We start from the raw sequence: 25,320 nt of genomic DNA, 5'->3' as shown, positions 1-25,320 counted from the left end.
GGCGTCTCCCCACCGCACGCTCGATGTAGGGTTTGGGGAGATGAAGCGTTGCGCAATCGCTGGGGCATACTTGCGATCCTGTTCGTCGTTCGCCTTACCATCGCGTTCCAATTCCAGAGCGTGGCCGCGGTCGCGCCGCTGCTGCAGCAGAGCTTCGGCGTCGGACTCGCCGATATTGGCATCCTAATCGGACTCTATTTCACACCGGGCATCGTGCTGGCGCTGCCGGGCGGCGCGATCGGTCGCACCCTTGGCGACAAGCCCACCACGATCGTCGCGCTGCTGCTGATGACGGCGGGCAGTCTCGTCATGGCCACCACCGACGTCTGGGGCTGGCAGATGGCGGGCCGGCTCGCCTCGGGCGCCGGCGGCGTGCTGCTGACCGTGCAGCTCACCAAGATGGGCACCGACTGGTTTGCGGGGAAGGAGATCGCCACCGCGATGGCGATCTTCGTCAACTCCTGGCCGGCCGGCGTTGCAATCTCGCTGCTGGTGCTGCCGGCGATCGGCACGGCTTACGGCGCGGGCGCCGTGTTTCTCGTGGCCGGCGCGCTGACCGCGATCGGCATTGTGCTGATCATTTTCTACCAATCGCCGCCGGGAGCAACCGCCAGCGCGGCCGGCTCAGGGCGGCTTGATCCGCTCGCGCTTCTAGCGGTGATCGTCGCGGGCGCGATCTGGGGCCTCTATAATGTCGGCTTCGCCATGATCTTCTCGTTCGGCCCCTCGCTGCTCGCCGAGCGCGGCTGGAGCATTGCCGCGGCGGGATCGGCGATCAGCCTCGTGATGTGGCTGTCGGTGATCTCAGTGCCGGCAGGCGGCTATCTCGCTGATCGCTTCAAGCGGCCGTTCGTGCTGGCGATCGCGGCCAGCCTGGTGGTGGCCGCCCTGCTGGCCTGGCTGACCCGATCCGACGCCGTGATCACGATCCTCGTCCTGATCGGCCTGTTCGGGGGCCTTCCGGCCGGCCCGATCATGAGCCTCACCGCCCGCGTGCTTGCCCTTGAAACCAGGGCGATCGGGATGGGCGTGTTCTACACTCTCTTCTATGCCGCGATGATGCTGGGGCCGGCGGTGGCGGGCCGGCTCGCCAAATCGGCCGGCACGGCCGCGGTCGCACTCGACCTCGGCGCGCTGACGGTGCTGGCCTGCCCGCCCCTGATGTGGCTTTTCGAACGCATTGTGTCTGTTCGTCATCGCCGCGCCCGATCCTAACGCGGCATTAACCCTGTGCACCTTAGGGTCGTCCCGGACTCCGCCAGGCGGGGGGTCGGGTTGTGAAAATGGCGTTGGCGCACAAAAAATTTCTTCCGGCCGCCGAGGAACGTCGGCGTTTCCAGCGGGTGAAGGTTCACCTGCTCGGCCGCTACATGCTGCCGGACCGCCGTGAATTCCCTTGCCAGGTGATCAACATGTCGCCGGGCGGGCTGGCACTGCTGGCCCCCGGCATCGGCAATGTCGGCGACCGCGTGGTCGCCTATCTCGACCATATCGGCCGCGTCGAGGGCAAGATCACCCGCATCATCGACAATGGCTTCGCCATGACGGTCGGTGCGACGCCGCGAAAGCGCGACAAGCTCGCGGCACAGCTGACCTGGCTCGCCAACCGCGACATCCTCAATTTGCCGGAAGACCGCCGCCACGATCGTATCGTGCCGCGCAATCCGATCGCGGTGCTGACGCTCGAGGACGGCACCAAGATGACCTGCCGCATCATCGACCTTTCGCTCTCGGGCGCCGCCATCGCCGCCGAGAACCGGCCGCCCCTGAAATCGACGGTTCTGCTCGGCCGGGTGCAGGGCCGCGTGGTCCGAAACCTCGAAGACGGCTTCGCGCTCGAGTTCATGCATTCGCAGCCAATTGAAACTCTCGAAGAGAGCGTTACCGCGCGGTAAAGCGCGAAGGCACCAAAACCCCTGCATTTCCAGTACTGAAGGCGGCCTCCGCGATGCGGACGCCGCCTTTTTCATGGGTCGTGACGGGCCTCGCGCGGGTTAACGCGGAGGCTGCGGGTGCGTGCAAACAACGGTTCCGCCAGCGTTTCCGCGTTAATCGATAAAATTTGAATCAATTGCAGTCATATCGAATTTTATTCAAGTTTGACTCAAGTATAGATCGAATTCGCCGCGTGTTTTACTTGTATTCGTCTCGACTTGACTTGACTGACTTAGCGGCAACTCAAAAGCTGCCTGCGCAATGTGGTCCCAACAAGAAACGGGGGCCGCAATGTTTGATTTCAGGGGACAGGGGAAGGGAATGGCGCTGGCCGCCATGCTCTTCGGAATGAGCGCGGCAGCGCAGGCCGGCGAAGGCCGTCTGCTCTACGCAAGCCTCGGCGACACCACGCGTGCGCCGATCGGCTGGGTCGAGTTCTGTGCGGATAATGCCGCCCAGTGCCAGGGCGCACCGACGCAACCGCGCGACATCGTGATGTCGCAGGCTGCATGGCGCGACCTCGTCAAGGTCAATCGCTGGGTCAACGAGACCGTCAAGCCTTTGACCGACCAGGAGCACTGGGGCGTGATCGAAAAATGGTCGCTGCCGTCGGACGGTTACGGCGACTGTGAAGACTACGTGCTGTTGAAGCGCAAGATGCTGATCGATGCCGGATGGCCCCGCGAGGCCCTGCTCATCACCGTTGTGCGCGACAAGAAGGGCGAAGGACACGCGGTGCTGACGGTGAAAACCGACAAGGGCGAGTTCGTTCTCGACAATCAGAACGAGAACGTCGTTGCCTGGACGGAGACCGGCTACCGCTTCGTCAAGCGCCAGTCGCAGAGCGATCCAAACGTCTGGGTCTCGCTCGGCGACACCAAGCCGGCGGTCTCCACCGCCAGCGCGAGAGATCAGTAGAGACAAACGAAAGAGATACGCGACCCGGTCACATCCCCACCCCTCCCCGTCCCAGACCGGTTCGCGCGCGCCCAGCCATCCCCCAATGGCTGGGCGCAACTTTTTGGGGGCGTACTTCGCTTAGTCCTGCGGCGTCTGCCGCGACCAGGGCACGCGCGCGGCGGTGAAATCGCGCCATGTGCTTTGCAGGGCGGGCTGCACCCCGACCGACGCGCGCGCCTGCCAGCCGGCGATCGCCGCCGCGGCGATGGCGCAGTCGGGCTCGGCATCAAGCCCGTCGAGCAATGATGCCGTGACCGCCATATCGTTGAAGGCGCCAAGCTGCTCCTGCAGGCCGGCCAGCCTGCGCGAGAATTTTCGCGCGGATTTGCGATCTGCGAACAGCGGCAGCAGAAACTCGCTGAGATAGCGCAGCCGCTTGGTCGCGAGCCGCAGGCGGTGCAGACCTTCGGCGGAAAGCGACTTGAAGCGGCGGCCGCGCCTGAGCACCTTCGCATATTGCTCCGACAGAATGCGCTGCGCGAAGTTGACGGCGGGCTCGGCAAACTGGCCGAGATCCTGCGCGGCGACGTCGTTGCGCCAGCCCCGCGTCTCGATCCAGCTGCCGAGTCCGAGCAGGAACACGGCGCAGCGGCGATCTGCGAGCGCGCCATGCGCCTTGCGATAGGCGTCGGACTGACGCCCGGCCGCAGCCCGGCCCAGCGCATCGAAGCCCGCGACCGACGGACAGGCCTTTGCGGTCGTCGGCAAGGTCTCGAGCCGGAACACGTCCCAGTCGCGCGCGGCGGAGAGGTCTTGCGCCAGCCATCTGGCTTCCGACCGCAGCGCATCGAGATTGCTGAGCGCGCCGACCGACCGCATCAGACCCAGCGCAGATCGAAGCCGGCGCAGCGAGACGCGCAGCTGATGGACGCCTTCCGGATTGCGGCCGTCCTCGACCGCCGGCAGCGACTGAAGCAAATGGAGGAAGCAGGAGCGCAGGATTGTCGCGAACGCCTCGTCCAATGTCACCGACGGATCGAGACGAAGTTTTCGCGGACGCCGCGCCGAGGGCGGCTTGTCGGCGGCAAGATCGAACCCGCGCGCCGATTTGGAGCGGATCGACGGCATTACGTCGCCGTGCTCCGCGAGCCGCAGCGCGATCTCGTAGATCGCGCTCGCGCTGCCGCTCTTGAGCTCCAGCTCGATCTCGCTCACGGGCAGTGAACGATTGCCGGCCGTCAACTCGCCCCGGTCGAAGGCGATCTCGACCGTGCCCGACGGCAGATCGATCATCCGCGCATGACGACGGACATCGGCGGTGACGACCGCTTCGAGCGGCTGCGCTTCCACTTGGCCACGAAGCCTCTCGGGAATGAAGGGCATCGCGAGAGCCAGATCGGGCGCAAGCGATGGTACGCTCGCCTCCCACTCACTACGGCGGAGCGGATCGTCCGCCGCATCGGTCTTCACGGTTTGGACGAAGCGCGCGCCGCTCTGACGAACGCGCAAGCTCAAGCCGTTGCGACGCAACGTCCGCTCCGGCGTGTCGTAATAGACGGACCTGAGATGTTTGCGCGTGCCCTTGTTGCGCGCGTTCGCCGCGATGACGGGCGCAGCGTTGAAATGCGCCATGCGATCGGCATCGACGAGAAGCTTGAGCTCGATCTCACCGGCGGCATGCGCGGCAGCGCTCGACGGGAGTGGTTCCGTTTCCGGTTCCGCGTCTTCCGATGGCGTCTGACCTTTCACAGGTTCCGCGACGAGCTCGGCGGGTTCACGCTGCCTGAAGAAGCCGGTGATGACTTGCGTTCTCTTGTTGTCCTTCGCAACAGGATTCCCATCCCGCGCGCTCGGATGCTTGCGAACCGGCGTTGCATCTGACTTCAGCATTTACAGGCACATGACAGTTCGATGACAGAGCGTCATCCTATAGCCGGTGCGCCTCGCCAGGACTAGTCACGTGACGTCGCAGCGCCCGACCATCGACACAGCTTGACCGCAGGAACTAAATTGCCGCCGGGCGTAGCAAGCGGTCGAATCGATTGCGAACCCCGCCCTTCTCGAAACCGAGATGAACGCGTCAGCGAGCTTGACTCATGCCAGCCTTCCCGCAATCGGTGAAGGCGGTGGCGTCGAGCGCGCTGCCCTGTCCCCCCGGCGGTTGCTTCATCGGCTAGCGGCACAGGCAATCACAAGGAGCTGCCATGACGTCGTTCCGCCCCGTCATCGCGTTGTCCAGGGGCCTCGAAGTCCTGCGGGTGATCAATCAGGAACGGCAGTCGACCGTCGGCTCGCTGCACAAGGCAACGGGGCTCAACAAGGCGACCATCGTCCGCATGCTCGAGACGCTGGAGCACGAAGGCTATGTGGTGCGCCGTACCGAGCCCACCAGCTACGCGCCGACGGGACGCGCGCTGCTGCTCAGCGCAGGCTATGACGAGCCGACCTGGATTGGCGGCATCGCCGAACCCATCCTGAACAAATTCCGCAAGCAGATCCACTGGCCGTCAGACATCGCGGTGCTCGATCAGGAGTCCATGGTCATCGCCCACACGACGCGCGTGGATGGCTCGCTGCTGTTCAGCCGGCCGCCGGGTTTTCGCTTTCCCGTCCTCGGCACCTCGATGGGACGCGCCTATCTCGCCTTCTGCGAGCCCGCCGAGCAGGAGCGCATTGCCGCGCGGCTTGCCCTCGGTCCCGAGCCCTGGAACGATCTGGCGCGCAATCCCGACAAGCTCACGAAGGCGCTGCGCACGATCCGCAAAGCCGGTTTCGCGGTGATGGACGACAGTTACAGCCGCAGTATCTTCGGCGGCGCAGTCTGGGCGCTTGGCGTTCCCGTCGCGCTTCAGAACCGGCTGTTCGGCAGCATGAACGTGATGATGCTCCGCGAAGCGGTCAGTCCGGAGGAAGGCATACGCCGCTTCGTACCTTCGATGAAGAAAGTCGCTTCCGCACTTGCGGAGGCGCTCGGCGCCAAGCTTGCCGCGCCGGGTTCTCCTGCAGGTCGGCGATGATCATTTCACACAGTGAAACAATATTTTGATTTCTTGACCCTCCTCATTGCCCGTGTGACACCTCGTTGCGGTGGCTGCCGGCTACCCAATGACACAGGGAAAAGGGGGAGGCCGAAGTGCGGACATCCGCGAGAATTTGGGCTGCCGCGATTGCATGCCTGACGATAGCCGCTTCTGAAACGGCTTGGGCCGAAGCGTGGCCGACCCGGGCAATCAAGATCGTCGTCTCCACGCCGGCAGGCGGCATCACGGATGCCTTCGCCCGCGCCTATGGCGACTATATCTCGCAGAAGCTTGGCCAGCCGGTCATTGTCGAAAACAAGACCGGAGCCAGCGGCGCGCTGGCGGCACAGTCGGTGAAGGATTCCCCGGCCGACGGCTACACGCTGATGTACACGATCTCGTCCACCCTGCTCGGTAACCGGCTGCTGCTGAAATCGCTGGCCTATGATCCGGACAAGGATTTCACGATCGTCGCGGTGACGCCTTCGGGGCATCTACCGCTGGTGGTCCATTCCGCCACCAATGCAAAGACGATCGAAGAGTTCGTCGCGTACGCACGTGGCAACAAGGTCACGGCCGGCTCGTACGGGATCGGCTCGTTCGCGCATATTGCGATCGCCGAGCTCAACCGCCAATTCGGTCTCGACATTTCCATCGTGCATTACCGCGGCGAAGCGCCGATGTGGCAGGATCTTGCAGCCGGCGTGATCCAGGCGGCGGTCGGCAGCTATCAGGCTGCGCTTCCGGTGCTCGATACCGGCATCGGCCGCCCGATTGCCGTGCCGACACCGGTGCGCATGAAGAAGCTGCCCGAGACCAAGACATTTGCCGAGCAAGGGGTCACCGGCAATGTCTTCCAGCTCATCAGCTTTACCGCGCTGGTAGCGCCCGCTGCGATGCCGGAAGACCGGATCGACATGCTCGCCAAGCTGATGGTCGAAGGCGGCAAGACCGAGCGCGTGCAGAAGCTGCTCGATGCCTTCGGCGTCGATTCGCCGGCCATGGATCGCGCATCCTCGATTGCGCTCTACGAAAAGGAAGGGCCGGTCTGGCTCGAGTCGATCAAGACTCTCGGATTGGAGCCGCAATAGCCGTCGCCGTGCCCACCCGGGTGCGGACGCGCCTCGTTGAGCTCAGAGCCCGAGCACGTCCGCGAGCCGCAACTCGTCGGCGGCGGGATCCTTCAGGAACAGCTCGGCCTCGATCTCGTTCAGATGCGACAACATCTGCGCGCGCCCGGCCTCCCTGTCGCATTTGCGGATCGCGGCGACGATCCCGGCGTGATGATCGGTGCCGCAGGCCGGCGTGTCGTGCCGGCGGTAGAGCAGGATGATCAGCGAGGAGCGCGCAATCAGCTCCTTGAGAAAACCGAGATAGATGCTGTGGCCACTCATCTCGGCGACGAGTCGATGGAAGTCACCGGAGAGGCGGACCGAAGCACGAGCATCGCCACGCAGCTCCGCCTCGCGTTCTTCGGCAAGATGCCGCTGGAGACGCCCGATCCAGGCCGGCGACACCGCGTCAACGGCGTGATCGACGATCGTCGGCTCGATCAGACGGCGCGCCTCGAACACTTCGCGCGCGTCCGCAGGCGTCGGCCGCGCGACGAAGGCGCCGCGGTTCTTCTCGATGTTGACGATGCCCTCATGCGCGAGCTGTTGAAGCGCGGTGCGAACCAACGTTCGGCTTGCGCCGTAGATCTCGCCGATCTCGTCCTCGCCGAGTTTCGTGCCGGGCAGCAGGCGATGCTCGAGGATCGCCGCCGTCACGCCTTCCCGGATGCGGCTGACGCGATCGCTCGCATCTGGCGCGTCGGATTTCGGTCGGGACTTGGCGGCCATGGGGGGTGAGGACTCGATCGTCGAAGATGGCGTCGAATCCTAATCGACCAGCTGTATCCAATCACAGGCGAAACTTTATACAATCTGCGCCTGTTTTGTGTGCACGCAACTGCGAAAGCGGCGAGCCGCCCACGCCCGTGGGATTCGATCTAACGATCTGACTCCGCTGCACTGTTTTGGAATTCGGCCGGCCGAGAACGATTCAAGGGCGATTGGCATGGACCTTGCGGAGAGAGGCGCAGCATCGCCCTCGCCCCGGACACGCCATGGCCACTCCCGCCGCCCTCGAACTGGTCGCCGTCACCAAGCGCTACGACACGACGCTGGCGGTCGACACCGTCAATTTGAAGATCCCGGCCGGCACCTATTGCTGCCTGCTCGGCCCCTCCGGCTGCGGCAAAACCTCGACCTTGCGCATGATCGCGGGTCACGAGGCGGTCAGTGAAGGCGACATCATCCTGGGTCCGCAGAACGTCACCGATCTCGAACCCGCCAAGCGCGGCACGGCGATGATGTTCCAGTCCTACGCGCTGTTTCCGCACCTCACCGTGATCGACAACGTGGCGTTTGCCCTGAAAATGCGCGGCATCGACCGGGCGACGCGGCACAAGCGCGCCGGCGAGTTGCTCGAGCTGGTCGCGATGACGCCCTACGCGGCCCGCCTCCCCGCACAGCTCTCCGGCGGCCAGCAGCAGCGCGTCGCGCTCGCCCGCGCGCTGATCACCGAGCCGCAGATCCTGTTGCTCGACGAGCCGCTCTCTGCGCTCGATCCGTTCCTGCGGGTGAAGATGCGGGGCGAACTGAAGCGGCTGCAGCGCGAGCTCGGCATCAGCTTCGTTCAGGTCACGCACGGCCAGGAAGAGGCGATGGCGCTCGCCGACCACATCGTGGTGATGAACCAGGGCAGGATCGAACAGCAGGGAAGCGCCCGCGACATCTTCCATCACCCCCGCACCGAATTCGTGGCGCGCTTCATCGGCGGTCACAACGTCCTCAGCGACGCAGGCAAACTCATCGCCGTGCGCGCCGATCAGCTCGGCATCGTGCCGATCGCCGACGGCGCGGTCGGCGCGCCGGCGCTGCTGACCCAGACCGAGTACCAGGGCTCCTACATCGCCGTCTCGCTCACGCTCGAAGACGGGACCGCCCTGTTCTCGCACCTTCCCGAGGCCGCCTTCGACGTCCACCAGTTCCGGCCGGGCGATCGCGTGCTGGCCACCTGGGATCCCGCCAAGGCGCAACGTCTGCAATAGCGCCGATCAATCACCGGAATGCGCAACAGAGGAGTGAGTGATATGACCGAAACGACCAGGAAGAAGGGCCTTAGCCGCCGCACGCTACTGAAGAGCACCGCGGGTTTCGCCGGCCTTGCCGCCGGCTCCGGCGCCATCACCGGCTTCCCCTACGTGATGTCGGCCGAGCCGAAGGTGCTGCGCTATCTCGGCACCGCCGTGAACGAGGGCGACGAGATCTCCAAGCAGTGCCTGAAGGACACCGGCATCAAGATCGAATACATCACCGCGACCACCGACGACGTCACCAAGCGCGTGATGACCCAGCCGAATTCCTTCGACGTGCTGGACACCGAATATTTCGCACTGAAGAAGATCGTGCCCTCGGGCAACATCCTTGCCCTCGACGCCAGGAAGATCAAGGAATTCGACAACATCACGCCCGTCTTCACCAAGGGCCAGACGCCCGGCGGCAAGAAGATCGGCGGCCAGGGTACCGCACCCTGGAAGGTGCTCTATCTCGAAGGCAAGGACTCCAAGAAGTTCGCGACGTCCGCGACCGAATTCGTCACCCTGATCCCGACCGTCTACAACGCCGACACGCTCGGCATCCGTCCCGATATCATCAAGCGTCCGATCAGCTCGTGGGCCGAGCTGCTCAATCCCGAATTCAAGGGCAAGGCCTCTATCCTCAACATCCCTTCGATCGGCATCATGGATGCCGCGATGGTCGTGGAAGCCACCGGCAAGTACAAATATGCCGACAAGGGCAACATGACCAAGGAAGAGATCGATCTCACCATGAAGGTGATGACCGAGGCCAAGAAGGCCGGTCAGTTCCGCGCCTTCTGGAAAGACTTCAACGAGAGCGTCAACCTGATGGCCTCGGGCGAGACCGTCATCCAGTCGATGTGGTCGCCGGCGGTGACGAAGGTCCGCTCGATGGGGATTGCCTGCACCTTCCAGCCGCTCAAGGAAGGCTATCGCTCCTGGGCCTCGGGCTTCTGCGTTTCCAAGGGCGTCTCGGGTGCGAAACTCGAATGGGCCTATGAGTTCGTCAACTGGTTCCTGTCCGGCTACGCCGGCGCCTATCTCAACCGCCAGGGCTACTACTCCGCCGTGCTCTCCACCGCGAAGGCTCATATGGAGCCCTACGAGTGGGCCTATTGGATGGAAGGCAAGGCGGCCGAGAAGGACATCAAGGCGCCCGACGGCTCGCTGCTCGAAAAGGCCGGCGCCGTGCGCGACGGCGGCTCCTACGAGGACCGCATGGGCGGCGTCGCCTGCTGGAACGCCGTGATGGACGAGAACGACTACATGGTCCGCAAGTGGAACGAGTTCATCGCGGCGTAATCTGATGGACACGTCGGAGGACATTTTGCAACAGGCATCCCCGGACCTGGTCCGGGGATCGGAGACGGCGCGCCGCAGCAAAGCGGTGCGGCTGTCGCCCTCCTTCATCTCCTGGCTTCAGGCCGGGCCGATGACGCTGGTGTTCCTCGCCTTCTTCCTGATCCCGCTCGTCTTCGTCGTCATCGTCTCGTTCTGGGACTACAACGAATATCAGTTGCTGCCGGCTTTCTCGGGCCGCGGCTACACCGACACGTTCGAGGGCTGCATCGCGCAGCTCCCCGATCTCTGCACGATCGCCAAGACTTATCTGAAGACGCTGAAGCTCTGCTTCCTCGTGTGGGTCATTACCCTCTTCATCGGCTTCTGGGTCGCCTACTTCCTCGCCTTCCACGTCAAGTCGAAAACCTGGCAGATGGGACTGTCGCTGCTGTGCACGATCCCGTTCTGGACCTCCAACGTGATCCGCATGATCGCCTGGATTCCGCTGCTCGGGCGCAATGGCCTTGTCAACTCAGGCTTGGTCAAGACGGGGCTGATCAACCATCCCGTTGAATGGCTGCTGTTCTCCGAGTTCTCCGTGGTGCTGGCGCTGGTTCACCTCTTCACCTTCTTCATGGTGGTGCCGATCTTCAACTCGATGGTGCGCATCGATAAATCGCTGATTGAGGCCGCCTATGACGCCGGCGCCACCGGCTTCCAGACGCTCGTCAACGTCATCATCCCGCTCGCCAAGCCCGGCATCGTGATCGGCTCGATCTTCGTCATCACCATCGTGATGGGCGATTTCATCACCATCGGCGTGATGGGCGGGCAGCAGATCGCGGCCGCCGGCAAGATCATCGAAACGCGGGTGAACGCGCTGCAATTCCCGGCCGCAGCGGCCAACGCCGTGATCCTGCTCGTCATCACGTTCCTGATTATCACCATGATGTCGCGCATCGTCGACATCAAGAAGGAGCTCTAGAGCATGAAGGAAGGACGCCCGCGCTCTTTCTACGTGCTTGCGATCTTCTTCGCGGCCTACACGCTGTTTCTCTACGGCCCGATGATCGCGATCTACGTGCTGTCGTTCCAGGGGCCACAGGGCGGCCTCACCTTCCCGATGAACGGTGTATCGACTTTCTGGATCGCAAAACTCTTCCAAGGCACCGGCATCGTCGATCTCGGCGCGGCCTTTCGCCGTTCGCTGCTGCTCGGCATTATTGTAATGAACGTTACCGTCGTACTGTCAATCGCGGCCGGCATGGCGTTCCGCAGGAAGTTCAAAGCGCAAGGCATCCTGTTCTACTCGGCGATCGCGAGCCTGATCGTGCCCTCGATCATCACCTCGCTCGGCATCTCTCTCGAATTCCGCATCATCGACGACCTGATCAAGGCGCATTGGAACGAGAATTTCGAGACCTCGATGGGCCTGCTCACCTCGGGCCTCGGTGCACATTTGACCTGGACGCTGCCGTTCGGCCTGCTCATCATGTTCGCGATCTTCAACCGCTTCGATCCCAGGCTCGAGGAAGCCGCGCGCGATCTCGGTGCGACGCCGTGGCAGGCCTTCCGTCATGTCGTGCTGCCGATCATCCTGCCTTCGGTGATCGGTATCGGCCTGTTCGGCTTCACCCTCTCCTGGGACGAGCTCGCACGCTCCAGCCAGGCGATCGGTGCGGTGAACACGCTGCCTCTCGATCTCCAAGGCCTCACCACCACCGTGACCAACCCCGACATCTATGCGCTCGGCACCGTGATCTCCGCCGTCTCGTTCACGGTGATCAGCCTTGCACTCGGCACCATCCACGTGTTGAACAGGCGGCAGGCGGCCAAAGGCTCGGACGCCGGCAAAGGGCTTGTCTGATCTGATGCGACTCCACGTCGTCAACCCCAACACCACGGCGTCGATGACGGCGAAGATTGCCGCCGCGGCGCGCAGCATCGTCCTGCCCGACACATTGATCGACGCGCGCCAGCCGGCGATGGGTCCGGTTTCGATCGAAGGATTTTACGACGAGGCCTTCGCCGTCCCAGGCATGCTCGGCTGCATCCGCGAGGCCGATCGCGACGGCGCGGACGCGCATATCATCGCCTGCTTCGACGACACCGGTCTCGACGCCGCGCGCGCCGCGGCAAAGGCACCCGTGATCGGCATTGGCGAGGCGGGCTTTCACATGGCGAGCCTGATCGCCGCGCGCTTCGCCGTGGTGACGACGCTCGGTGTCTCCGTCGTGCCGATCGAGCATAATTTGCGAAAATACGGCCTTGCCGAACGCTGCGCCCGCGTCCGCGCCGCCGAGGTGCCGGTGCTCGCGTTGGAGGAGCGCAACACCGACGCGCTCGCAAAAATCTCCATGGAAATCACGGCCACGATCCGCGACGACCGCGCGGAGGCCATCGTGCTCGGTTGCGCGGGCATGGCCGATCTCGCCAATGAACTCGCCGCCATGCACGGCCTGCCCGTGATCGACGGCGTCGCCGCCGCGGTGACCTTGGCGGAATCACTGGTGCGACTGGGACTGAAAACCTCCCGGCTCGGGCCCTATGCGGCGCCGCGCTCGAAGACCTATTCAGGTCCGTTTTCGCCGTTTCAGCCCTGATCTCTGCCCCTGACGGGCGTTCGGAGGCCTCAAGGCCTCATGATTGTTGGTTTTTTTGCTCTTAGCCTCTTTTTGGTCCCATTCCTTGCCGAAACGTAACGCTTTCGGGACACCCGGCGGCCTCAGGGTTGCCGGTCTTCGCCACTCACCAAGTTTCAATTTGGGTTTTGTCAGCGATGATCGATCTCGCAGAGGACGCACCGTCCAACCCGCTTCTTCGCCTCGGCGCCCAGCCCATCGCGCTGACCGCCGCCGCCCTGCTCCTGCTGATCGCCGGTGTGACCTCGATCGCGATCTGGCGCGCCTATACCGGCTCAGCCCCCGAGACCGACCGGGTGGTGGCGTCGCGGCAGCTTCAGGCTCGCACCGCCCAAGCCTCCGAGCAGTTGGTCGAGAAGACCAAGGGGCTGGAAGCAACCCAGCAGGAATCGATTGACCAGCTTCAAGTCGTGCAGGACCAGCTTCAGAGTGTGAAGCGCTTGCTCGCATTCCAGCAGGCCGACACCAAGCGTCTGTCCGAGCAGGTCACGACACTCAACGATTCCATCGACGGCCTGCGGCAATCCTTTGCCAGCGCCCGGGCGAGCGAGGCGGAGACTCCCTCGGTTACCCGCAGGAAACCTGCACGGCATCGTGTCCATGCCAATGCACGCAAGCGCTCGCGCGGCTGAGCAGCCGGCCCGCCTAAATTTTTGGACTTGTGAACTGGATCACATTCGCCCGTGTGATTCCAAGCGATGCTCGCCGTTACCGGATGGCGTGAGCCGATTTCAATGTCCGGGGCTGGCAAGGTCGTTGACGGTATATTGCGTCAGCGACCTTGTTTTTTAAGGGTACCGCCGCCTATTCGCAGACATCTACGGGGCGGATGCGCCAGCCCGATGGCGTCATGACGCGCTTGCGCACGACGTAGCAGCCGCCATAGCCACCATCGTCGTAGCCGGTACCATAGTAATAGGGATCGCCGTAATACGGCTGGCCATAGCCGTAATAGCTGCCGTAATAACCCGCGCCGGCGATACCCGCCCCGATGGCAATTCCCGGCCAGAAGCCGCCGCCGCGCCAGCCGCCTCCGTGGCCCCAGCCTCCGCCATGGCCCCAACCGCCGCCACCGTGGCCGAAACCGCCCCGCGCCTGGGCCGCCTGTGGGGCCGACAGCGCGACTGCCGCGACGGCGAGCGCCGCCATCATCATCTTGCGTAACATCACTCGATCCTCCGCGTGGAGACGCTCCACGCTTCAAAGCAGGACCAAGCTAATCGGCTTGAGGCGTTCCTGACAGCTTCACTGTCTCACTTCCGCGCGAGCATCAGCAGCCGCGGCAGATGCTCTTGAGCTTCCTGTCGAGCAGCCGGTTCTCCGCGTTGACGGCGGCGTCGGTGGATCCGCCCGCACCGGTCCCGGTGGTGGTTCCGGAGGAGGCATTCGCTCCCGATGACTGCGCCGTACCTAGACTGTTGGTGCCAGGCGCGGGAGCCGGAGAATTGGCGACACCTCCGGCCGATCCTGCGGAGCCGCCGGTGGCTTGCGCAAACGATACGGCCGGCATCGCGGCGAGGGCGAAGATCACGATCACGGTCTTGATTGAACGGGCTGTAGGCAAGCTGGCCATCGAAATTCTCCTTCGCCCGTCAACCGCCGCAGCCAACACCGGTTCCGGAACAAATGCCGTCGCATCAGCTTGAAACCGGGAAGGCGGGCACGATCACGCTCAAGCTGATCTTCTGCTCCGGAAACAGAAAGGCGCAGTCACGATGAACGATCGCGATGCTTTTGCAGAAGGCGAACGCGCGGCGCGTCAAAACATTCCGGCGGACGCCAATCCGTATCAGGACGGCAGCGACGAGCATGCTCTATGGTCCGCGGGGCACGAGAAGGTCGCAAGCGCACTAGAAGCGCGCGAGTCCGAAGGAAGCTGAGCTCACCCGATCCGCTTGAGGCCCTTCGTGAAGCGCGGGCCGTTGGCGACGTAGAACTTCGCCGCGCTGCCCATCTTTTGCACCTGGGCGTCGTCGAGCGTGCGGATGACCCGCGCCGGCGAGCCGATGATCAGGGACCGTTCGGGGAATTCCTTGCCCTCGGTGATGACGGAGCCGGCGCCAACGATGCTGTTGCGGCCGATCCTGGCGCCGTTCATCACGATGGAGCCCATGCCGACGAGTGCGCCCTCCTCGATGGTGCAGCCGTGCAGGATGACGTTATGGCCGACCGTACAGTTCCTGCCGATGTTAAGCGGAAAACCGAGATCGGTGTGGCAGGTCGAGCCGTCCTGCACGTTGGCGCCCTCGCCAATCTCGATCCACTCATTGTCGCCGCGCAGCACTGCGCCGAACCAAACACTCGCGCCCGGCTTCAGGCGCACGCGGCCGATCACGGTGGCGGTCTCGGCGATGAAGTAGTTGCCGTCGGCGGGAAGGTCGGGCGCCTGCCCGTCGAGCTCGTAGATCGCCATGAGGGTCTCCTGTCGGGTCAACCCCAGCCATAGCGAAACGGCAGCCTTGACGCAAAGGGCTGCCGCGCAGGCAGCCCTACAGCGCGCGCATCAGACCAGAACGCCGGCCGCGCGGAGCGTCATCAGGAAGAAGGTGCCGCTCATCATGCTCCAGAAGCCGGCGATGACGGTGGCCATCATCACGAATTCGACGCGACGGCTCTCCAGCTGCCTGCCGCGCAGGGTGTTGCGCATGATGATGAAAGGCGCCGCGAACACCAGAAACGGAACCGCCGCGAAGGTCTTCGGCGCCACGCCGTCCTGCAACAGACCGAAGCCGGCGGGCCGCTGTGCGACCGTCTGGTATCCGCTCACGAGCGCGCCTGCGAGCGCGAAACCGATGCCGATCGAGAAGAATGTATTGAGAGCTTCAGGTGTCATCGGAACGGTCCGCCCTTACGCAACGCCAGAGCCTTCCTGTGACAAAGAGTGCCGGTTAACGCTACATTATCCTTAAGGGAAGGTTAACGCCGCCAGCCGCCCCACGCAGGCCTCTCTCCCTTCCCTGCAGCCGGTGAACGCTCCGCGAAATCGCCACCACGTGGCATATTCGCCGCTGATTCGTCGGCCATCCGCCGACTTCCGGCTCATTCGCGCGGCTCATGACGGTGTTTTCGGCAACCTCCCCTCAGTCTCCCCGGGCGCGCACCCGGGGCCACGTGATCCCGATCGTGCTCGGCGGCATTGCCGCGGTGTGCGCCGTCGCGCTCGTCGCCTATTTGTTGTGGCCGACCTGGGGCTCGAGCGGCGCGAGCGCCCCGGACAAGCTGCCAGTGAGCGTCGGCGGCACGCTGTTCAACCTGCCGACCAACGCGATCCGCATGAAGATCCAGCGCCACTCCGGGCCGCAGGAGCGGATCGATCTCGACTTCCTGTACCCTTCGCTGGAGCCGCCGGGCGCGCCGAAGCACGTCACCGCCGACAGCGTGGATGCGGCGATGCAGCCGATCGACCGCATCTTCCTGTCGATCGCCGCGCATCGCGATGAGCTCTCGCCCGAGCAGCGCACCGCCACGATCTATCCGCGCTATCTCGACCAGGCCGCGGCAATGCCCCAGGACGGACTGACGATGCGGATGTTCCGCGCCGATACGCCGTACGGCAGCGAGGATCTCTATTCTGCCGCAAGTCCGGCGCTGACCGCGCGCTGCACCCGCGATGGAGCGACGCCCGGCATGTGCCTCGCCGAACGCCGCGTCGGCGGCGCCGACCTCACCTTCCGCTTTCCGCGCAGCTGGCTATCGCAGTGGCGCGATGCGGCGGAAGCGATGGAGAAGCTGACGATGCAGTTGCGGGGACCGAAGGGGTAAGCGGCCGCGCGGCCCCAAGCCTCCAAAACAAAAACTGCGAAAACAACCCCATGCACAGTAGCCAAGTGCGTGGCATGACTTCGTATTTTCGAAGCCAGCCTGCGAAAATTCGCCCCCTCCGACAATTCGCATTTTTCGAAAAAAAATTCAAAGCCCCGGGCCATTCAAACGCCGATCGCCTTGCGATCGCTCCAGCGATAAGTCGGCAGATCCAGCTTGTCGGCAAGGTCTCGGCCGATGGCGAATTTCGCCGCGCCCGGCAACGAGAACGCCTTCACGACCTGATTGCGAAACCACAATCCCCATGACGTCCGCGGCGCAAATGCCGCGGCGAAGCGCTCCGCTCCGCGCTGCTTGGCGCCGATATAGCTGCGAAGGTGGGTCTCATAGGCGCTGAATGCTTCCTCGTGGCGCCCGTCGGCGCGTACGAGTTCTCCCGCAAGCACATAGGCAGAGATCATGGCCAGAGCCGAGCCCTGCCCGGCGACGAGCGAGACGCAGAACGCAGCGTCTCCAATCAGCACGACGCGGCCCCGCGACCAGCCGTCCATCCTGATCTGGCTGACCCGGTCGCAATACAAATCATCGGTGCGCTCGAGTTCGTTCAGAATGTCTGGGCATTCCCAGCGGGCGTCGCGATAGAGATCACGCAGCTGTGCCTTCTGTGCGGCAGGCTCGCCTGCATCACCGCGAAACACGAAGAGGAACAAGGTGCGATCATCGCGCAGCGCGAAACGGCCAACCATACGGCCCGGCCGGTTGTGCATCAGGTACACATTCTCGTCGCGATGGCGATAGCCGCGGGTCTCGAATGCCGCGACGCCATAGCCGAGATTTCTTTCGAACGTCCCGATCGAGCCGAACGCAAGGCGGCGCACCTGCGAATGCAGGCCGTCAGCACCGACGAGAGATCGAAACGTCGGCTCCCGCCCCGCCGCAACTGGACGTCGACCCCTTCAGGCTGCTGCTCCAGGCCAACGATCTCCTCATCGAAGATCGTTTCAACACCATCGCGGACCGTACCGTACAGCAGGCGCGACAGATCGCTTCGTGCCCAGAGTGACGTAACGCCCGCCTGTGAGATCGTCGAGGACGTTCGTACCAAATCCGGCGACTCGCCGGCCGCGACCGTCGACGATCCGCATTTCCCTGACGCGGTAGCCGGCGCTTTCGATCGCCGGCAACAGCCCCATCCGTTCGGCGATGTCGTAGCCCCAGTCCCCAGAAATCGATCACGTAGCTGCCACGACGAAGCGCGGGCGCGCGTTCAACCAGCGTCGGCTCGTAGCCTCCGGCACGCAGCCAATACGCGAGCGTAGGCCCGGCAATCCCCGCCCCGGAGATCAGCACTGTTCGCATGGACGGAATGTGGGAAAAGCGTCGGCCGGTCGCACCGCCGCGTCAGACACTAAATGGTGAGGGCGAGAAGTTCCGTCTCACCAATCGGTCGCATCACTCCTGATCGACGAGATCGTCCTCGAGGATCGCCATCTGGAACTGGAACGAGCGATCGTCGTCCTCATCATCGACGAAGAGCACACCGATGAATTCCTCGCCGATATAGACCTCGGCGGAATCATCCTTCTTCGGCCGCGGCACGACGCGGATCTTGGAATTGCCGAATACGCGCTTCAGGTACGCGTCGAGCTTCCTAACTTCCTTCACGTCCACGGCAAGTCTCCAATCGAAATCTGGGTTGGCGCGGGTTTTAGGACGAGACGCGAGCAACCGCCAGCATGAATTGCCAAAGAATTTTTGGGGCGAAGGGGGCGGAAAATCCGCCCCTTCCGACAAGCTCGACGTCCCCTCTCAAAGTCCCATCTCAAAGTCCCATGGCGTTGATCATCTGATCCATGGTGCGCGACGGCTCGGCGCAGCCGGCTTCGCCGACGACCTTGGCGGGCACGCCTGCGACCGTGACGTTGTGCGGCACGGGTTTGACCACGACAGAGCCCGCCGCGATGCGCGCGCAATGGCCGATCTCGATATTGCCGAGGATCTTCGCGCCGGCCCCGATCAGGACGCCGTGGCGGATCTTCGGATGGCGGTCCTCGTTCTCCTTGCCGGTGCCGCCGAGCGTGACGCCATGCAGGATCGAGACGTCGTCCTCGATCAGCGCCGTCTCACCGCAGACGAAACCGGTGGCGTGATCGAGGAAGATGCCGCGGCCGATGCGCGCGGCGGGATTGATGTCGGTCTGGAATACCGCAGACGCGCGGCTCTGCAGATAATACGCAAAGTCCTTGCGGCCCTTCAGATAAAGCCAATGCGCGAGGCGGTGGGTCTGGATGGCGTGGAAGCCCTTGAAATAGAGCAACGGGTCGATGAAGCGCGAGGTAGCGGGGTCACGGTCGTAGACGGCGACGAGATCGGCGCGGAAGGCGTTGCCGAGATCGGGATCGTCGCGCAGCGCCTCGTCATAGGTCTGGCGCACGAGATCGCCCGACAGCGCGGAGTGATCGAGCCGATCGGCGACGCGATGGATCACCGCATCTTCCAGGCGACTGTGATGCAGCACCGTCGAATAGATGAAGGTCGCAAGCTCTGGCTCGCGATGGACGATGTCCTCCGCTTCGCCGCGGATCCGATCCCAGATCGGATCGAGCGTTGCGAGCTTTCCTCCCGGATTGACCTGATGCACTGCCATGAGATCTGCTCTTTCGAATTGGCTCGTTTCACTGGTTCTATAACACAGTCTAGGCGACAAAGTCCTGACGGGCTTGCCTGAGAGTGAACAGTGCGTTGCCCAGCGAGGCCATGCCAACGCGTTGAATCACAACAGTTTCTTCCGACGCCCCCGGCGGCAAGCTCGGCTCAAAATGGTCAGGGTTTCGCCAAATTCAAGCCGGGCGGCGTCAAACTATTGGTGAATTCCGCCTCAACCGTGATTGCGGGCATGGTCCGAGTGAGGACGGAGCGGATTTGACCATCACCACCGATCATGCGCGCGCGGGCGCCGCGGGCTCACTCTGGCTGCGGCTGGCTGCGATCGCCCTGCCGCTGCTGATGATCGCGCCGGCGTTCTGGAACGGCTATCCGCTGTTGCAATGGGATACCGGAGGCTATCTGGCGCGCTGGTACGAGGGCTATCTCGTCCCGAGCCGCTCCACCGTGTTCGGCATCTATCTGCACTATGGCGAGAGTTCTGGTTTCTGGATCAACCTCGCGGTCCAGTCGCTGGCGACGCTGTGGCTGTTGCAGCTCACCTTGCGCGTGCTCTCGATGATGCAAACGTTCCGCTTCGCCGCGATCAGCCTGCTCCTGATCCTGTCGACCGCGCTGCCCTGGCTTGCGAGCATGTTGCTCACCGATATTTTTGCAGGCCTGTCGGTGCTGTCGCTATTCCTGCTGGTCATCGGTGGGCCGCGGACCTCGGCGCTCGAAAAAATCTCGCTGTTCGTCTTCACCGCCTTTGCCGCCGCGACCCACAGCGCCACGCTCGGCGTGCTGCTCGGGCTCTGCGTCGCGGGCTGGATGGCGCGGCCGTTGCTGGGGCCCCGGCTTCCGATCGCGGGATTGGCTCAGGCGAGCCTCACCATCATCACCGGCGGCCTGATGCTGGTGTCGGCGAACCACGCGCTGTCGGGCAAATGGACATGGACGCCCGGCGGCACCGGCGTCGCCTTCGGCCGCATGATGCAGGACGGCATCGTCGCGCGTTATCTCAATGACCATTGCCCTCGCGAAAAACTCAAACTCTGCCCCTATCGCGACCAATTGCCGGCGACCGCCGACGAATTCCTGTGGGGCAAGAGCATGTTCAACACGCTCGGCCGCTTCGAAGGCATGAACGAGGAGATGGGCACCATCGTCGTGGGTTCGCTCGCCGACTATCCGGCCTGGCAGGCCGGCGCGGCGTTGCGGGCGCTGGGCCAGCAATTGCTGCATGTCGCGACCGGCGAAGGCACCAATGGCTGGATCCCGCACACCCGCGGCATCATCGAGCGCTACATTCCCTCCCAGGTCACGCCGATGCGCGCGGCGCGCCAGCAGAATTGGGCTCTCGACTTCGACTACGTCAACTGGCTGCATGTGCCCGTCGCGCTCGCCTCGATGCTGGGGCTGGTCGCGCTGCTCGGCCACGCGCTCAGGAGGCGCCGGCTCGACGATCTGAGGCTGCTGGCCGCAACCGTCGTGCTGGCGCTGCTCGGCAACGCCTTCATCTGCGGCGTGATTTCCGGACCACACGACCGCTATGGCGCGCGGATGGTGTGGGTTGCCACCTTCGTGGTGTTGATGGCGCTGTTTCGCTCGTTCGGCGACGAGGCCGCGGACGAGACCTCAGCCGCGGCGTGACAGGAAATCGAGCACGCCGGTCTTGTAGACCTTGTCGCCGACCGCTCGCATGTGATCGCGGTTCGGAATGTCGAGCACTTCCGAACCCGGGATGATGGCACCGAGTGCGTTGGCCGAACCCGCGACGTCGTCGGTCGAGCCGACCGCAATCAGCACGGGCACGTCGATGCGCGCGGCTTCGTCCTTCGTCATGAGATCGCGCGTGCCGCGCAGGCAGGCGGCCAGCGCCTTGCGGTCGGAACGGGTCTGGTCTGCAAAAGCACGAAACGTGCGGCCGACGGGATCGGAGACGTCGTCGAGCGAGGGCGCTTCCAGCGCCTTCGCGACGTTCTCGCCGGGCCCGGTGCCCTCGATCAGGCCTCCTATGCCGATGCCGCCGAGGATTGCCGAACGCAGGCGCTGCGGCTCGTTGAGGGAGAGCCAGGCCGTCATCCGTCCGCCCATCGAATAGCCCATGAGATCAGCCTGCGGGATGGCGAGGTGATCCATCAGCGCGAGCACGTCGCCGGCCATGGTCGGGATCGAGTATTGCGCGGGCTCGTAGAGCTTGGCGCTTTCGCCATGGCCACGATTGTCGAGCGCAATGACGCGGCGGCCGTTCTTGCGCAGCTCCGAGACCCAGGTCGGATAGACCCAGTTCACGTTCTTGCTGGAGGCAAAGCCGTGCACCAGGATGATCGGATCGCCCTCGCCTTCGTCGAGATAGGCAATTTCAACGGCGCCGTTGTGAAAGCTCGGCATCATCAGTTCCGCAATCTTGAGGGGAAGAGGTATCTTAGGCCGTGACGGCAGCGCTTGCCAGAACGGCTTCGGCGGCGATCCGGGCCTGGCGAAGTCGCCGCGCCCGTCTGCGATCGCACCAGGCCTGGGTCAGGCGCTCCGTCGTCGCCTTGATCGAGGACAACAGGCCGAACAGCGTCAAGGCCGCACCGAACAGCCAGAGTGCGAGATTGAACGCCCCGCCGATCAGCAGCAGCGCGCCGCGGCCGAGCAGCTTCAGGATCGCGCGCGTCTTGCCGCCCTGCGCTTCCGCGAGCCGCGCCGCGCGTGCGACGTCCTTGGGGCCTTCGGCGATGCGCAAGCTATCCATCGCGCCGCGCGTGCCGGTCTTCTCGACGACGCGCGTGACATCCTTGCCGAGCCGAACCAGCGCGCCGGCCTTTTCCGCGCGGAACGCGGCCTTGATCGCGCTCAAGGTCTGGCCCGGCCGCAGCACCGAGCCGGAGGCAACCGCGTTCTGGAGCATCGGCGTATCGACGACCTCGCGCGCGGACCGCCCGGCCCATGCCGCCAGTCCCTCGCCGAGCCGGCCCACCTTGCGCGCGTCCTTCACCAGCGTCAGCCCCGCGCGAACCGGCGCGGCACCTCCGACGGAGACGTAGGTCACGGCCGTAACCGCGAGACCCGCGGCCGCGAGGCCCAGCACCAGGCGATCGGTCTCCTCGCCCATCGCGAGGTGCTTGCCCTCCCGGACGACGTCCCGGATGTCGCCGATGACAAAGAGATCGCCGGCCACGGTCCCCGACAGGCTCGCAACATCGTCCGCGTTGCCGGTGACGAGACCGGTGGCAAACCGTTTTGCGAAATGCGAGGTGGAATTTTCGGCTTTGGCCGCATCGCCGACACGGCTCAGGAGGTCGTCAGGCAGCGCGATGTTGCGGTCGCGCGCCAACGCGACAAAACTGTCGGCAAGATCGGCATCGCCCGATGCGAGCGCGATCTCGATGTTGTCCTGAATCAGGCGGTCGTTGTGCCGCAGCAGCGCGTCGAGCTTGATCTCGGAGAGCGCGGCGGGATCGTCCTGGGCGGCCAGAATCGCGCCGGCCTCGCGGGCATGGGGTGCTACCTGCGCGAGCATGAAGCCGCACGCCACGATACCGGTCAACGCTGTGCTGATTCGCAACCACTTCATGCGGAGAGCCTGGACGGTCCTGAGATCGTTGACGCCTGACGGTTCGTCTTTCGTCGCAATTACGCTCGTCCACAGACATAGTATGCCAAAATTGCGACACAACGTCCCCGACGAAAGAAGGGCTTCTCTCAGGCCGCAAGATTGTGTCGAATTTGCATGAGCAAATGAGCATGGGGCATTGCGGGGCTTTCGGTTCCGCTGGGCTAGCAATCATCCACACCCACCAGTATGGTCCGCGGCGCCTTAATAATGCCGCGTCAGTCGTGATTGTGTCTGCCGCCATTGCCACTCCAGGATGAGTACGATGTCCGACCATGTCGTCCCGCACTTCCACAACGATGCCGGTGTCCCCGTCATCGAAATCGGCTCGCAAGAGTTCATGTGCGTGGGCGCCAACCCTCCGTTCGATCATCCGCACGTCTTCCTCGACCTCGGCAACGACAACGAGATCATCTGCCCCTACTGCTCGACGCTGTACCGTTTCGCCGCCGACCTGAAGGCGGGCGAAGCCCGTCCGCCGGAATGCGTCCTGAAGGACAAGGTCGCCTGATCGCTTCCATCGGTCAGGGGTGGCGCTCTCCCGAACAATTGTCATCGCCGGTGCCGGCATAGGTGGACTGACGGCCGCGCTTGCGCTCGCGGCCCGCGGCTTCCGCATCGTCGTACTGGAAAAGGCCGAGCGGCTCGAGGAAGTCGGCGCCGGTCTGCAACTCTCTCCCAATGCCAGCCGCGTGCTGGTCGAGCTCGGCCTCACCGAGCGCCTCAGGCTGCGTGCCGTGATCCCGGAGGCGGTCTCGATCATGAGTGCGCGGGCCGGCGGCGAACTCTTGCGCATGCCGCTGGGAGAAGCCGCCGCCGCGCGCGCCGGCGCCCCCTATTGGGTGGTGCACCGCGCCGACCTGCAATCCGCACTCGCCGGCGCAGTCTCCGACCATCCCGATATCGATCTGAAACTCGGCGCGACCTTCGAAGACGTCGCGCCTCACGCCAAGGGGCTGACGGTCGTCCATCGCAGCGGCACGATCCGGCGCAGCGATCTCGCCAGTGCGCTGATCGGCGCGGACGGCATCTGGTCGACGGTGCGCCAGCATCTGTTTCCCGAGGTGCAGCCGCGCTTCTCCGGGCTGATTGCCTGGCGCGGCACGCTCGATGCCACGCAGCTGCCGAAGGACTACACCGCGCGCCGGGTCCAGCTCTGGATGGGCCCGAATGCCCATCTCGTCGCCTACCCGATCGCGGGCGGACGCCAGATCAACGTGGTCGCGGTGCTGCCGGGCACCTGGAACAGACCAGGCTGGAGCACGCCCGGCGATCCCCTCGAGGTGATGGACGCCTTCGCCGCGCCACGCTGGCCGCCCGCGGCGCGCATGATGCTCGCCACGGTCGATAGCTGGCGGAAATGGGCGCTGTTCGACGTGCCCGACGACTGCCCCTGGAGCAAAGGCCCGGTCGCGCTGCTCGGCGACGCCGTGCATGCGATGCTGCCGTTTGCGGCGCAGGGCGCCGGCATGGCGATCGAGGACGCCGCGGTGCTCGCGCAGCATTTGAGCCTTGAGATCGCCGAGAGCACCGCGGGCATCACGGCTGCGCTGAGACAATACGGGCGTACGCGCCAGACGCGCGTGCGGCGGGTGCAGCGGACCGCGCGGCAGCAAGGCCGCATCTACCATTTCGGTGGGCCGCTCGCATACGCGCGCGATCTTGCGGTCCGCGCCCTCGGCCCGGAACGCATGCTGGCACGGCAGGACTGGATTTACGGCTGGCGACCCTGATGCGAGGCGCTGGTTTCAGCGCACTGCTCTTGTCGATTTCGGGCCAGGCTTGATCGGGCCAGGATTGGCCGCGGGCGCCGGCGCAGCGGCCGGCTTCTCTTCGGGCGGCGTTTCCCGGCACTTGTTGCGGCGCCAAGCGTCCTCGGCCATCTGCGCCCGCCCGCGGACCGCGACGTAGTCGTTGCGATAGGCAAGCTCCGACACGACGGCGCCGCCCGCGCCGGTCTGTGCCTTGTCCATCAGCCTCTGCAACTCCATGGTGCGGCTAGCGAGCGACTTGCGCTCGCCTTCGAGCTGCTTGCAATCGTACAATTCGTACTTGCCGGGATCGGCAAACGCCGGAGCGACCGTCTCGCTCATGCCGGCGCAGCCGGACTGCGCGAAGCCGGCCGCGAGCAGCGCGGCGGCCACGCAGCACGTGCGCAGGCGATATTGGGTCAAAGCAGACATCGAATCAAAGCTGACATGTCGGATGAATAGTCCCCGTCGATTGAGAATGCCTAAAGCAACAACAGATGTCCGGATTGAGGCTTTGCCTTGTGCCGCCGGCTCGCCTAAGGAAGAACCGCCCCTCCGGCCTGCAAACGCCAATTCCAGACCGCCGGCAAGGGACTTAAGTGATTGATCTCGTTGGATCAAGCGGGCATGGCGGAATTGGTAGACGCAAGGGACTTAA

At 64.3% G+C, this 25,320-nt stretch carries 28 protein-coding genes; 16 read left to right on the top strand and 12 right to left on the bottom strand.

The window, feature by feature from the left end; genetic code table 11:
- The first annotated feature begins 48 nt into the window (after window positions 1-48).
- The 3 genes from IVB40_RS13930 (at window position 49) to IVB40_RS13920 (ending at window position 2,853) form a co-directional block, all read left to right on the top strand.
- Entirely contained in the window at window positions 49-1,215 is a 1,167-nt protein-coding gene (locus tag IVB40_RS13930) for an MFS transporter (protein WP_247400277.1), read from the top strand.
- A gap of 68 nt (window positions 1,216-1,283) precedes the next feature.
- Window positions 1,284-1,895 (top strand): PilZ domain-containing protein, encoded by a 612-nt coding sequence (locus tag IVB40_RS13925; RefSeq protein ID WP_007602573.1) that lies wholly within the window; start codon window positions 1,284-1,286, stop codon window positions 1,893-1,895.
- A 331-nt stretch (window positions 1,896-2,226) separates the two neighbouring features.
- Window positions 2,227-2,853: a transglutaminase-like cysteine peptidase gene (locus IVB40_RS13920; RefSeq protein WP_247287143.1), complete on the top strand. Its 627-nt coding sequence runs from the start codon at window positions 2,227-2,229 to the stop codon at window positions 2,851-2,853.
- Between the two features lie 120 nt (window positions 2,854-2,973).
- Here the strand turns inward: IVB40_RS13920 and IVB40_RS13915 are convergent, their stop codons facing one another.
- A complete protein-coding gene (locus IVB40_RS13915; protein WP_247819119.1) occupies window positions 2,974-4,725 on the bottom strand; it encodes a CYTH and CHAD domain-containing protein in 1,752 nt (583 codons plus the stop codon).
- Between the two features lie 314 nt (window positions 4,726-5,039).
- Between IVB40_RS13915 and IVB40_RS13910 the strand changes: the two genes are divergently transcribed.
- Window positions 5,040-5,852: a helix-turn-helix domain-containing protein gene (locus IVB40_RS13910; protein ID WP_247819118.1), complete on the top strand. Its 813-nt coding sequence runs from the start codon at window positions 5,040-5,042 to the stop codon at window positions 5,850-5,852.
- Window positions 5,853-5,968: 116 nt separating this feature from the next.
- Complete coding sequence (locus tag IVB40_RS13905) at window positions 5,969-6,946, top strand: tripartite tricarboxylate transporter substrate binding protein (protein ID WP_247819117.1); 978 nt, start codon at window positions 5,969-5,971, stop codon at window positions 6,944-6,946.
- 42 nt (window positions 6,947-6,988) lie between these two features.
- On the opposite strand, the gene IVB40_RS13900 is transcribed toward IVB40_RS13905, so the two are convergent.
- The gene (locus IVB40_RS13900; protein ID WP_247819116.1) at window positions 6,989-7,696 is read right to left on the bottom strand and encodes a GntR family transcriptional regulator; all 708 of its coding nucleotides are present in this window, start codon (window positions 7,694-7,696) and stop codon (window positions 6,989-6,991) included.
- A gap of 266 nt (window positions 7,697-7,962) precedes the next feature.
- On the opposite strand from IVB40_RS13900, the gene IVB40_RS13895 reads away from it, so the two are divergent.
- The 6 genes from IVB40_RS13895 to IVB40_RS13870 all read left to right on the top strand — a co-directional run bounded on the left by IVB40_RS13895 (window position 7,963) and on the right by IVB40_RS13870 (window position 13,534).
- Window positions 7,963-8,949, top strand: coding sequence for an ABC transporter ATP-binding protein (locus IVB40_RS13895; RefSeq protein ID WP_027567792.1), 987 nt, complete (start codon window positions 7,963-7,965; stop codon window positions 8,947-8,949).
- A gap of 42 nt (window positions 8,950-8,991) precedes the next feature.
- On the top strand, window positions 8,992-10,281 hold the full coding sequence (locus tag IVB40_RS13890) for a PotD/PotF family extracellular solute-binding protein (protein ID WP_247819115.1): 1,290 nt from the start codon (window positions 8,992-8,994) through the stop codon (window positions 10,279-10,281).
- A gap of 4 nt (window positions 10,282-10,285) precedes the next feature.
- Entirely contained in the window at window positions 10,286-11,245 is a 960-nt protein-coding gene (locus IVB40_RS13885) for an ABC transporter permease (protein WP_247819114.1), read from the top strand.
- A gap of 3 nt (window positions 11,246-11,248) precedes the next feature.
- On the top strand, window positions 11,249-12,127 hold the full coding sequence (locus IVB40_RS13880; RefSeq protein ID WP_247819113.1) for an ABC transporter permease: 879 nt from the start codon (window positions 11,249-11,251) through the stop codon (window positions 12,125-12,127).
- 4 nt (window positions 12,128-12,131) lie between these two features.
- Window positions 12,132-12,863, top strand: coding sequence for an aspartate/glutamate racemase family protein (locus IVB40_RS13875; protein WP_247819112.1), 732 nt, complete (start codon window positions 12,132-12,134; stop codon window positions 12,861-12,863).
- 176 nt (window positions 12,864-13,039) lie between these two features.
- Entirely contained in the window at window positions 13,040-13,534 is a 495-nt protein-coding gene (locus IVB40_RS13870; RefSeq protein ID WP_027567787.1) for a hypothetical protein, read from the top strand.
- 172 nt (window positions 13,535-13,706) lie between these two features.
- Here IVB40_RS13870 and IVB40_RS13865 read toward each other — a convergent pair whose 3' ends face one another.
- Window positions 13,707-14,069, bottom strand: a complete 363-nt coding sequence (locus IVB40_RS13865) for a hypothetical protein (protein ID WP_247819111.1) — start codon at window positions 14,067-14,069, stop codon at window positions 13,707-13,709.
- Between the two features lie 103 nt (window positions 14,070-14,172).
- On the bottom strand, window positions 14,173-14,475 hold the full coding sequence (locus IVB40_RS13860; protein WP_247437671.1) for a hypothetical protein: 303 nt from the start codon (window positions 14,473-14,475) through the stop codon (window positions 14,173-14,175).
- A 142-nt stretch (window positions 14,476-14,617) separates the two neighbouring features.
- On the opposite strand from IVB40_RS13860, the gene IVB40_RS13855 reads away from it, so the two are divergent.
- Window positions 14,618-14,782: a hypothetical protein gene (locus IVB40_RS13855; RefSeq protein WP_247819110.1), complete on the top strand. Its 165-nt coding sequence runs from the start codon at window positions 14,618-14,620 to the stop codon at window positions 14,780-14,782.
- Window positions 14,783-14,784: 2 nt separating this feature from the next.
- Here the strand turns inward: IVB40_RS13855 and IVB40_RS13850 are convergent, their stop codons facing one another.
- Both IVB40_RS13850 and IVB40_RS13845 read right to left on the bottom strand, forming a co-directional pair.
- The gene (locus IVB40_RS13850; protein ID WP_247819109.1) at window positions 14,785-15,315 is read right to left on the bottom strand and encodes a gamma carbonic anhydrase family protein; all 531 of its coding nucleotides are present in this window, start codon (window positions 15,313-15,315) and stop codon (window positions 14,785-14,787) included.
- Window positions 15,316-15,405: 90 nt separating this feature from the next.
- A complete protein-coding gene (locus tag IVB40_RS13845; protein ID WP_007611845.1) occupies window positions 15,406-15,735 on the bottom strand; it encodes a hypothetical protein in 330 nt (109 codons plus the stop codon).
- Between the two features lie 221 nt (window positions 15,736-15,956).
- On the opposite strand from IVB40_RS13845, the gene IVB40_RS13840 reads away from it, so the two are divergent.
- Window positions 15,957-16,664 (top strand): hypothetical protein, encoded by a 708-nt coding sequence (locus IVB40_RS13840; protein WP_247819108.1) that lies wholly within the window; start codon window positions 15,957-15,959, stop codon window positions 16,662-16,664.
- A 164-nt stretch (window positions 16,665-16,828) separates the two neighbouring features.
- Here the strand turns inward: IVB40_RS13840 and IVB40_RS13835 are convergent, their stop codons facing one another.
- From IVB40_RS13835 to cysE, 3 genes are all read right to left on the bottom strand, one after another.
- Window positions 16,829-17,542 carry an FAD-dependent monooxygenase gene (locus IVB40_RS13835; protein ID WP_247819107.1) on the bottom strand — a complete coding sequence of 238 codons (714 nt, stop codon included), beginning with the start codon at window positions 17,540-17,542 and terminating at the stop codon, window positions 16,829-16,831.
- 574 nt (window positions 17,543-18,116) lie between these two features.
- Window positions 18,117-18,335, bottom strand: a complete 219-nt coding sequence (locus IVB40_RS13830; RefSeq protein ID WP_027567779.1) for a DUF3126 family protein — start codon at window positions 18,333-18,335, stop codon at window positions 18,117-18,119.
- A 151-nt stretch (window positions 18,336-18,486) separates the two neighbouring features.
- Window positions 18,487-19,311, bottom strand: coding sequence for a serine O-acetyltransferase (gene cysE / locus IVB40_RS13825; RefSeq protein ID WP_007602549.1), 825 nt, complete (start codon window positions 19,309-19,311; stop codon window positions 18,487-18,489).
- A 275-nt stretch (window positions 19,312-19,586) separates the two neighbouring features.
- Here cysE and IVB40_RS13820 point away from each other — a divergent pair, with 275 nt between their 5' ends.
- Window positions 19,587-20,960: a hypothetical protein gene (locus tag IVB40_RS13820; RefSeq protein ID WP_247819106.1), complete on the top strand. Its 1,374-nt coding sequence runs from the start codon at window positions 19,587-19,589 to the stop codon at window positions 20,958-20,960.
- Here IVB40_RS13820 and IVB40_RS13815 read toward each other — a convergent pair.
- Together IVB40_RS13815 and IVB40_RS13810 are read right to left on the bottom strand one after the other, a co-directional pair.
- Window positions 20,946-21,701 carry an alpha/beta hydrolase gene (locus tag IVB40_RS13815; protein ID WP_247819538.1) on the bottom strand — a complete coding sequence of 252 codons (756 nt, stop codon included), beginning with the start codon at window positions 21,699-21,701 and terminating at the stop codon, window positions 20,946-20,948. The genes IVB40_RS13820 and IVB40_RS13815 overlap by 15 nt on opposite strands.
- A 34-nt stretch (window positions 21,702-21,735) precedes the next feature.
- Window positions 21,736-22,872 carry a hypothetical protein gene (locus IVB40_RS13810; protein ID WP_247819105.1) on the bottom strand — a complete coding sequence of 379 codons (1,137 nt, stop codon included), beginning with the start codon at window positions 22,870-22,872 and terminating at the stop codon, window positions 21,736-21,738.
- A gap of 304 nt (window positions 22,873-23,176) precedes the next feature.
- On the opposite strand from IVB40_RS13810, the gene IVB40_RS13805 reads away from it, so the two are divergent.
- Together IVB40_RS13805 and IVB40_RS13800 are read left to right on the top strand one after the other, a co-directional pair.
- The gene (locus tag IVB40_RS13805; protein WP_007602543.1) at window positions 23,177-23,422 is read left to right on the top strand and encodes a zinc-finger domain-containing protein; all 246 of its coding nucleotides are present in this window, start codon (window positions 23,177-23,179) and stop codon (window positions 23,420-23,422) included.
- Window positions 23,423-23,441: 19 nt separating this feature from the next.
- The gene (locus IVB40_RS13800; RefSeq protein WP_027567773.1) at window positions 23,442-24,644 is read left to right on the top strand and encodes an FAD-dependent monooxygenase; all 1,203 of its coding nucleotides are present in this window, start codon (window positions 23,442-23,444) and stop codon (window positions 24,642-24,644) included.
- A gap of 15 nt (window positions 24,645-24,659) precedes the next feature.
- Here IVB40_RS13800 and IVB40_RS13795 read toward each other — a convergent pair whose 3' ends face one another.
- Window positions 24,660-25,094, bottom strand: a complete 435-nt coding sequence (locus IVB40_RS13795; protein WP_027567772.1) for a hypothetical protein — start codon at window positions 25,092-25,094, stop codon at window positions 24,660-24,662.
- Window positions 25,095-25,320: the final 226 nt, after the last annotated feature.

It is taken from the genome of Bradyrhizobium sp. 40 (genome assembly GCF_023100925.1).
Lineage (GTDB): Bacteria > Pseudomonadota > Alphaproteobacteria > Rhizobiales > Xanthobacteraceae > Bradyrhizobium.
The sequence above is the reverse complement of the archived record's forward strand: the minus strand, read 5'-3'. Positions and strand labels throughout refer to the sequence as shown.

Bases quoted from the DNA above. Each gene is read 5' to 3' on its own strand.
- IVB40_RS13920 (WP_247287143.1), top strand. From the start codon at position 2,227: ATGTTTGATTTCAGGGGACAGGGGAAGGGAATGGCGCTGGCCGCCATG.
- IVB40_RS13805 (WP_007602543.1), top strand. From the start codon at position 23,177: ATGTCCGACCATGTCGTCCCGCACTTCCACAACGATGCCGGTGTCCCC.
- IVB40_RS13845 (WP_007611845.1), bottom strand. From the start codon at position 15,735: ATGACACCTGAAGCTCTCAATACATTCTTCTCGATCGGCATCGGTTTC.
- IVB40_RS13810 (WP_247819105.1), bottom strand. From the start codon at position 22,872: ATGAAGTGGTTGCGAATCAGCACAGCGTTGACCGGTATCGTGGCGTGC.
- IVB40_RS13900 (WP_247819116.1), bottom strand. From the start codon at position 7,696: ATGGCCGCCAAGTCCCGACCGAAATCCGACGCGCCAGATGCGAGCGAT.
- IVB40_RS13910 (WP_247819118.1), top strand. From the start codon at position 5,040: ATGACGTCGTTCCGCCCCGTCATCGCGTTGTCCAGGGGCCTCGAAGTC.
- IVB40_RS13795 (WP_027567772.1), bottom strand. From the start codon at position 25,094: ATGTCTGCTTTGACCCAATATCGCCTGCGCACGTGCTGCGTGGCCGCC.
- IVB40_RS13855 (WP_247819110.1), top strand. From the start codon at position 14,618: ATGAACGATCGCGATGCTTTTGCAGAAGGCGAACGCGCGGCGCGTCAA.
- cysE (WP_007602549.1), bottom strand. From the start codon at position 19,311: ATGGCAGTGCATCAGGTCAATCCGGGAGGAAAGCTCGCAACGCTCGAT.
- IVB40_RS13815 (WP_247819538.1), bottom strand. From the start codon at position 21,701: ATGCCGAGCTTTCACAACGGCGCCGTTGAAATTGCCTATCTCGACGAA.
- IVB40_RS13840 (WP_247819108.1), top strand. From the start codon at position 15,957: ATGACGGTGTTTTCGGCAACCTCCCCTCAGTCTCCCCGGGCGCGCACC.
- IVB40_RS13895 (WP_027567792.1), top strand. From the start codon at position 7,963: ATGGCCACTCCCGCCGCCCTCGAACTGGTCGCCGTCACCAAGCGCTAC.
- IVB40_RS13880 (WP_247819113.1), top strand. From the start codon at position 11,249: ATGAAGGAAGGACGCCCGCGCTCTTTCTACGTGCTTGCGATCTTCTTC.
- IVB40_RS13890 (WP_247819115.1), top strand. From the start codon at position 8,992: ATGACCGAAACGACCAGGAAGAAGGGCCTTAGCCGCCGCACGCTACTG.
- IVB40_RS13865 (WP_247819111.1), bottom strand. From the start codon at position 14,069: ATGTTACGCAAGATGATGATGGCGGCGCTCGCCGTCGCGGCAGTCGCG.
- IVB40_RS13870 (WP_027567787.1), top strand. From the start codon at position 13,040: ATGATCGATCTCGCAGAGGACGCACCGTCCAACCCGCTTCTTCGCCTC.
- IVB40_RS13925 (WP_007602573.1), top strand. From the start codon at position 1,284: ATGGCGTTGGCGCACAAAAAATTTCTTCCGGCCGCCGAGGAACGTCGG.
- IVB40_RS13875 (WP_247819112.1), top strand. From the start codon at position 12,132: ATGCGACTCCACGTCGTCAACCCCAACACCACGGCGTCGATGACGGCG.
- IVB40_RS13885 (WP_247819114.1), top strand. From the start codon at position 10,286: ATGGACACGTCGGAGGACATTTTGCAACAGGCATCCCCGGACCTGGTC.
- IVB40_RS13860 (WP_247437671.1), bottom strand. From the start codon at position 14,475: ATGGCCAGCTTGCCTACAGCCCGTTCAATCAAGACCGTGATCGTGATC.
- IVB40_RS13850 (WP_247819109.1), bottom strand. From the start codon at position 15,315: ATGGCGATCTACGAGCTCGACGGGCAGGCGCCCGACCTTCCCGCCGAC.
- IVB40_RS13915 (WP_247819119.1), bottom strand. From the start codon at position 4,725: ATGCTGAAGTCAGATGCAACGCCGGTTCGCAAGCATCCGAGCGCGCGG.